Origin of the sequence: Rhabdaerophilum sp. (assembly GCF_046092605.1) — a bacterium.
Taxonomy (GTDB): Bacteria; Pseudomonadota; Alphaproteobacteria; order Rhizobiales; family Beijerinckiaceae; genus Rhabdaerophilum.
The window spans coordinates 1-7,116 of the sequence record NZ_JBJTDY010000118.1 but is presented as its reverse complement, the minus strand read 5'-3'; the positions used below and the strand labels follow the sequence as shown (position 1 = coordinate 7,116).

The 7,116-nt window shown below is 63.0% G+C and carries 5 protein-coding genes; 3 read left to right on the top strand and 2 right to left on the bottom strand.

Going from position 1 to position 7,116, the window contains the following annotated elements; translation table 11 throughout:
* The coding region (locus ACKODO_RS09210) for a methyl-accepting chemotaxis protein (protein WP_408983142.1) at window positions 1-1,646 on the bottom strand (1,646 nt) is incomplete at its 3' end.
* Window positions 1,647-2,022: 376 nt separating this feature from the next.
* On the opposite strand from ACKODO_RS09210, the gene ACKODO_RS09205 reads away from it, so the two are divergent.
* From ACKODO_RS09205 to ACKODO_RS09195, 3 genes are all read left to right on the top strand, one after another.
* On the top strand, window positions 2,023-2,925 hold the full coding sequence (locus tag ACKODO_RS09205; protein ID WP_408983141.1) for a DMT family transporter: 903 nt from the start codon (window positions 2,023-2,025) through the stop codon (window positions 2,923-2,925).
* Window positions 2,926-3,219: 294 nt separating this feature from the next.
* Window positions 3,220-3,822 carry a TRAP transporter small permease subunit gene (locus ACKODO_RS09200; protein WP_408983140.1) on the top strand — a complete coding sequence of 201 codons (603 nt, stop codon included), beginning with the start codon at window positions 3,220-3,222 and terminating at the stop codon, window positions 3,820-3,822.
* Window positions 3,823-3,977: 155 nt separating this feature from the next.
* Window positions 3,978-5,681 carry a TRAP transporter large permease subunit gene (locus ACKODO_RS09195; protein ID WP_408983143.1) on the top strand — a complete coding sequence of 568 codons (1,704 nt, stop codon included), beginning with the start codon at window positions 3,978-3,980 and terminating at the stop codon, window positions 5,679-5,681.
* A 134-nt stretch (window positions 5,682-5,815) separates the two neighbouring features.
* On the opposite strand, the gene ACKODO_RS09190 is transcribed toward ACKODO_RS09195, so the two are convergent.
* On the bottom strand, window positions 5,816-6,904 hold the full coding sequence (locus ACKODO_RS09190) for a TRAP transporter substrate-binding protein (protein WP_408983139.1): 1,089 nt from the start codon (window positions 6,902-6,904) through the stop codon (window positions 5,816-5,818).
* Between the last annotated feature and the right edge of the window lie 212 nt (window positions 6,905-7,116).

Below are 7,116 nucleotides of genomic sequence, written 5' to 3'. Positions count from 1 at the left end.
GTGGATGCGCCCATCCGCATCCGCACGCCCCCCCCAATCAGGCTGCGGATGCGGTTGGGCGCAACCCCATGCATCATCTTCACGACCACGCCAAATCCCATATCCCCATTGTAGGTCTGGATCAGGGAATCGCCGATGACACGCGCGGCCAGAAGGCCGGCACGATCGTCGAAGATCCGGCGGTTGCGGCAATTCGCGATGTTCCAGGCGCGATCACCCGGCCGCTGCGGCTGGCTGAACTTGCGGTTATGCACCGGAATGTAGCCGTTGCGGTCGATCGCCAGCGCGAAAACCATCCGGCTGTCGGCGGCCAGCGCTTTTTCAAGGACGGGCGGCAATGCGGCGTCGAAGCAGGAGAGATATTGCGTCTCGTATTGCACGGGATCCGTTCCGGCGATGGGCCGGTAATTCACATCGAACAGGTTTGGCATGCTGAGCTTGCCGGATGTCAGTTCGCGCTCGAAGGCTTCGGTGATCTCTGCCGCGAAATTCACCGCACGCTCGACGAGCGGCTGGTGGACTTCCCGGAACGACCCGATCTCGCGGCTGATCGCTTCCATGAGCGTCGCGGGCGGATCGGCGAAGGCGCAATGAATGCCAAGGGACGAGACATTCACCACCTTGAGACGCATGGCGCCAAGGCGCGTCGCCTCGACATCCAGAACCGTGCCGATGACGGGCGCGAAACCTTCAATCCGGCGGATGAGCATGCCGCCTTCGCTGACATCGAAGCTGTGAGCGCTGAGCGAACCGACACCGTTCCGAATGCGCAGCGCGAGATCGATGGGAAAGCGCTCATGCCGCCGGCGATTGGCGATCGGCATCGAACGCAGCACCGTCACGACACGGCGGCCGAGCTGCGAGGCTTCGCCTGCGGCCTGGCGGCTGATCTCGTTCGCATCAAGGCTGTTCCGCCGCGCTTCGGCAGCGACATCGGCGATGGAGCTGACCTCGCGGGCAACGCCCTCCACCGCGACCTGCGCGCTTTCCATCTGCTGGCGCAGGCTCTCGATGGTCGTGCGCTGCTCCTGCACGGCATCGGAAATGCCGGCGCAGATCGGGGCGAGGTCGGCGATATCGGCGGAAATGCCGGCCATCCCGGCAATGGCGCGCCGGGTCACGGCTTCCAGTGCCCCCATGCGATCGCGGATGGCGGAAACGGCCTGCGCGGATGCGACGGACAAGGCCTTCACCTCCTGCGCCACGATCGAGAAACCACGGCCTGCCTCGCCGGCGCGTGCCGCCTCGATGGTGGCATTGAGCGCAAGCAGATTGGTGCGGGAAGCGATCTCGCCAATCGCGCTCAGCTGGTTGCCGATCTCCTGGACCGCTTCGCCGAGGCTCTGGAAATCGCGCGAGGAGGCTTCGGCGCGGTTCTGCGCGGAGGCGCTGCAGCGATGGACCTGCTCGATGGTGCCGACGATCTCGCTGGCAGCTCCCGCCAGGAGATCGGTCGATTGCGTGACACCCGCGACCTGGTCGCTGACGGATTCACTGTGATGGCGCAGACGATCGATGGCCGTCTTCACCGCATCAAGTCGCGTGATGCTCTGCCCGAGCAGCGCGGAGGCATCGCTGCTCTCGCGCGACAGGTCAGCGGAGAGGCGAAGGACATCCTCCTCGAAAAGGTCCAGTGCAGGCATCATGGCCGCATCGGCAGATTTTACATCCCCGACCGGAGCGGCAGCGATCGGTGCTTCGACGCCCTCGGGGAGGGCCACAGGCGGCGATTGACGTCTGTAAAAAAGGCTTAATCTCGAGGTCATGCACGAGCCTTGGAAAAGGAAGAAGGGATGTTCTGCCTCGCCATGAAGGCTGCCTTCTGCAAACCTGCCGATCTTATTCAACTAACACGCGCAATTTAAGCCCACGTTAATGCTACCGATTGCCATCGAGGCAACGTTCCGATGATTGCCCTGCAGGAATGCATCCGCTACCACAGGCGCCTCGCGCTGGGCCCTCGGGGGTTTCCCCGCACCTGACCGCCCGACGGGCGGCTTCTTTCGAGATCGGCCAGGACAGATGCCGCAAAGCCAGACCAACTTGCGCAGCATTCTCGCGATGATGCTGGCCATGCTGGTTTTCACCGGCAATGATGCCTTCATGAAATATGCCCGGACCATGCTTGATGCCGGGCAGGCGCTGATCATCCGTGGCCTGTTCAGCCTCTCGGCTCTGGTGATCGTCGTGTTCATCACACGCCGCTTCAGCGATCTGCGCTATGCGATGAGCCGCTTCGCGCTGATGCGAGCGGGCCTCGAGGGCGTCATCGCCACGCTCTATATCGGCGCGCTGGCGGGCATCGGGCTTGCGGAAGCGATCGCCATCACCATGCTCGCGCCGTTCTTCATCACGGCGGCTTCGACGCTGTTCCTGGGCGAGAAGGTGGGCTGGCGCCGCTGGAGCGCAATCACGGTCGGATTCATCGGCATTCTGCTGGTGCTGCGACCCGAGGGGCGCGCCGTGCCGATCTGGGCCGTGGCGATGGTGTTCGGCTGCACCGTGCTGATTGCCCTGCGCGATACCCTTACGCGGTGGATGCCGGACCATTTGCCCAGCCTGATGCTGACGCTGGCGGCCTCCTGCGGCACGCTGGTGGCTGGTGCCCTTCTCACCTTGCAGGAGGGTGTCTGGAAACCCGTGCCGCCCGACATTCTGATGGCGCTGGCGGCGGCGGCCGTGCTGGTCCTCATCAGCAATTACGCGATCATCGAGGCGCATCGCGAGGCCGATCTCTCGGCCGTGGCGCCCTTCCGCTACAGCGTGATCGTCTGGGCGGTGATGATCGGCTTCCTGATGTTCGGCGATGTGCCGAGCCCCGTCGCGATGGCGGGGCTGATGCTCATCCTGGCGAGCGGCGTCTACATGATCCACCGGGAGCGCGCGCGCCGGCGCGCCGAACGCGCGGCAGGCCCGCCCGCCTGAGCCTGTGCGCGGAGGACAAAGGCGCTTGTCAGGCACAACGCGCTGCGTTAGCAACTTTTCCACCATACCGGTGGCGCAGGGAGCGCATGCCAAAACCGCAGGAGAGGGGCGGTTGTGCGGGGGCGGGCCATCTGCCATGCGAGTAGCTCCGGCCATTCATGGTCCGGCTCGTGATGCTGAGTAACACGCAATAGTCACGAAAGGTGTGGCCGCAGCCTTCTCAAGATGCGGCCAGAGCAAAGATGAAGATGCCGCGCGAAGCAACGCGCGGGACAGGTCTGAAGGGAGAAGGGCGTGCAAAATCTTCTGAAAATCAGCGGGATCATCGACGCTTTGAACACGCGCGTCGGCCAGGTCATCAAATGGGCGATCCTCGCGGCCGTGGTTATTTCCACCGTCAATGCAGTGGTCCGCAAGTTGTTCAACGTCTCGTCAAATGCATGGCTCGAGATGCAATGGTATTTGTTCGGTGCCGTTTTCATGCTGGGTGCGGCCTATACATTCCTGAAAAACGAGCACATTCGCATCGATGTGGTGACCAGCCATTTCGCCAAGCGCACCCGCGACTGGATCGATGTTTTCGGCCATGTCTTTTTCCTGATCCCCTTCTGCTGGATCATGATCTGGCACGGCTGGCCGTTCTTCCTGCGCTCCTTCCAGATCAACGAGCAATCGATGAATGCCGGCGGCCTCACGGTCTGGCCGGCGAAGATCCTGGTGCCGCTCGGCTTCGTGCTGCTGCTGCTGCAGGCCTTCTCGGAACTGATCAAGCGCGTCGCCATCATCCGCGGCGATCTTGAGGATGTGAACGCGGTGGTGGGCCATGGTGCTGCGGCGGAAGCCGAGGCGGAGCGCCTGCTGAAAGCTGCCGAAGAAGCCGGCATCGTCAAGAAGTAACGGTCAGGAACAGTCCGATGTTCAATCGTTTCGTTCGTATCACGGGCGCGCTGATCGCCGTGGCAATCGTGGCGCTGCTCCTTTCCGACCCCGCTCTTGCCTCTGGCTTGCCCGTGGTGAAAAAGCCGGGTTTCCTCGGATGGGTCGAGTATTACATGGCGCCCATCATGTTCACCTCGCTGGTGATCTTCCTGCTGCTGGGCTACCCCGTGGCCTTCGCGCTCGCCGCCTGCGGCCTCTTCTACGCCGTGGTGGGCATCGAGATGGGCCTCTTCGTGCCCAACTTCCTGCAGGCCCTGCCGGAACGCGTTTATGGCACGATGAACAACGACGTGCTGCTCGCGATCCCGTTCTTCACCTTCATGGGTCTCATCCTCGAGCGCTCGGGCATGGCGGAAGACCTGCTGGACACGATCGGCCAACTCTTCGGCCCGATCCGCGGCGGCCTTGCCTATGCGGTCATCTTCGTGGGCGCGCTGCTCGCGGCCACCACGGGCGTGGTCGCGGCCTCGGTCATCTCGATGGGCCTGATCTCGCTGCCGATCATGCTGCGCTACGGCTATGATCGCCGTCTCGCCTCGGGCGTCATCGCGGCCTCCGGCACGCTGGCGCAGATCATCCCGCCCTCGCTCGTTCTCATCGTCATGGCCGACCAGCTCGGCCGTTCGGTGGGTGACATGTATGAGGGCGCCTTTATCCCGGGCATCGTTCTGTCATGCCTCTATGCCGGCTACGTGTTCCTGATGTCGATGCTTTATCCGAAATCCTGCCCGGCCTTGCCGAGCGAGGCGCGGACTCTCGGCGGCGGCGTGACCTCGCTGGCCGTGGTGGCTCTGTTGACCTTCGGCCTCGCCTTCTGGAAGTCCAACCTGCTCGTCGGCTATGTGCAGAAGGGGTCAGAAGGCATCATCGCCGGGTTTGCGGCCATGATCGTGGCCTACGCGATCGCGGTGGCGAACAAGGCGTTGAAGCTGAACCTGCTCTCGCGTCTGGCGACCGAGGTCATCGTGGTGCTGATGCCGCCGCTGGGCCTCATCTTCCTCGTGCTCGGCACCATCTTCATCGGGCTCGCAACCCCGACGGAAGGTGGCGCGATGGGTGCCGCCGGTGCCATGATCATCGCTCTGGCCAAGCGCCGCTTGAACCTCAGCCTGATGAGCCAGGCGCTGGATTCCACCGCGAAGCTCTCGGCTTTCGTGGTGTTCATCCTGGTCGGCGCGCGCGTGTTCTCGCTCACCTTCTACGGGGTGAATGGCCATCGCTGGGTGGAGGATCTGCTGATCTCGCTGCCGGGTGGCCAGACGGGCTTCCTGATCGTCGTGAACGTGATGGTCTTCCTGCTCGCCTTCTTCCTCGACTTCTTCGAACTCGCCTTCATCGTCGTGCCGTTGCTCGGCCCGCCGGCGGAGAAGCTGGGGATCGACCTGATCTGGTTCGGTGTCATCCTCGCGGTGAACATGCAGACGAGCTTCATGCATCCGCCCTTCGGTTTTGCGCTCTTCTATCTGCGATCCGTGGCACCGAAGCTGCCCTATACCGACAAGGTGACCGGCCATTCGATGGAGCCGGTGACAACCGGTCAGATCTACTGGGGCGCGGTGCCATTCGTGGTCATCCAGTGCATCATGGTCGGCCTCGTCATCGCCTTCCCGCAGATGGTCATGGTCTACAAGGGCCAGCAGGTCACCATCGACCCGAAGAAGGTGGAAGAGCAGATGCGTAACCTCACCATTCCGGGCGGAGGCGGCTTCGGCCCCCCGCCGGGCTTCAGCGGCGGCATTCCGGGCCTCGGCGGCCCGGGTGGCGGCGCGCCGGGCGGCATCATCATGCCGGGCATGCCTCAGCCCAAGGCGCCTTAAGGCCCAGGCACTTTCCGAAAAACGAAAGCCCGGTCGCGAGACCGGGCTTTTTTGCGCGTGACGGGCGGGCCCGAACGCAACAAAAAACGGCGACCCGAAGGCCGCCGTTCCTGATCTTGCGTGGCGTGGGCCAATCAGCCGCGCGTCACGAAGTTGATCATGTACTGGTCGTAGGTCATTTCGGCGACCTGCCACCAGAGATACTCGTCGTTCCGGAAGGCGACCATGCTGTCATAGACCTTCTTGAACTTCGGGTTCGAGGCGGTGGTCTCGGCGTAGATCTCGTTCGCCGCCTTCCAACAGGCCTGCATGACATCCGGCGGGAACGGCTTGAACTGCGTGCCGGCCGCAAAGAGAGCCTTCATCGCCGCCGGGTTGCGGGCGTCATACTTCGCCTGCATGTCGGTGTTCGCATGCTGGGCGGCGTTCTCGAGGATCGCCTTGTAGACCTTCGGCAGGCCTTCCCACTTCGCCTTGTTGATGAAGAAGTGCAGCGCAGCGCCGCCTTCCCACCAGCCCGGGAAGTGATAGACCGGTGCCACCTTGTTGAAGCCGAGCTTCTGGTCATCATAGGGACCAACCCACTCCGCCGCATCGATGGTGCCCTTCTCGAGCGCCGGGTAGATGTCGCCGCCGGCAATCTGCTGCGGCACGGAGCCGAGCTTCGTCAGCACGCGGCCGCCGAAGCCGCCGATCCGCATCTTGAGACCGTTGAGATCGGCCACATTCTTGATTTCCTTGCGGAACCAACCGCCCATCTGGCAGCCTGTATTGCCGCCCAGCAAGGCATGGATGTTGAAGCCCGCATAGAACTCGTTCAGGAGGTCGTTGCCGCCACCATGCATGAACCAAGCATCCTGCTGGCGCGAGTTCAGGCCGAACGGAACGGCCGTGCCGAACGCGAAGGTGGGGTCCTTGCCGACATAGTAATAGGACGCCGTGTGGGCGACCTCGACCGTACCGTTGGTGATGGCGTCCTGGGCCTGCAGGCCCGGCACGATTTCACCGGCCGCGAAGACCTGGATCTGGAACTTGTTGTCCGTCATGTCGGCGACGGCCTTCGAGAAGGTCTCGGCGGCGCCGTAGAGGGTGTCGAGCGACTTCGGGAAGCTCGAGGTCAAACGCCACTTCACCTCAGGTGCGGACTGGGCAATGGCGGGCTTCGCAATGGCGCCGGCGGCAAGCCCGGCCCCTGCGGCAGTCAGAAACTGACGGCGCTTCATTCGTTTTCTCCCTTTTTTGGTCGTGGCTTTAAAGACGGTTCTCGCCCGGACCTTTAAATTCACAGCCCGAGTTGTAGGCAAGCCTGCGCTTTAAGCAACCGTTTTTGCGCAAGGAACAGATGGAGTGTGATGCGTTTTTTGCATGCGATCCATGAGGCGGATGCAAGTGTACGGCATTTCAATCGAAGACAATGCGCGGAGCAGCTTTCCTG

Bases quoted from the DNA above. Each gene is read 5' to 3' on its own strand.
- ACKODO_RS09190 (WP_408983139.1), bottom strand. From the start codon at position 6,904: ATGAAGCGCCGTCAGTTTCTGACTGCCGCAGGGGCCGGGCTTGCCGCC.
- ACKODO_RS09205 (WP_408983141.1), top strand. From the start codon at position 2,023: ATGCCGCAAAGCCAGACCAACTTGCGCAGCATTCTCGCGATGATGCTG.
- ACKODO_RS09195 (WP_408983143.1), top strand. From the start codon at position 3,978: ATGGCGCCCATCATGTTCACCTCGCTGGTGATCTTCCTGCTGCTGGGC.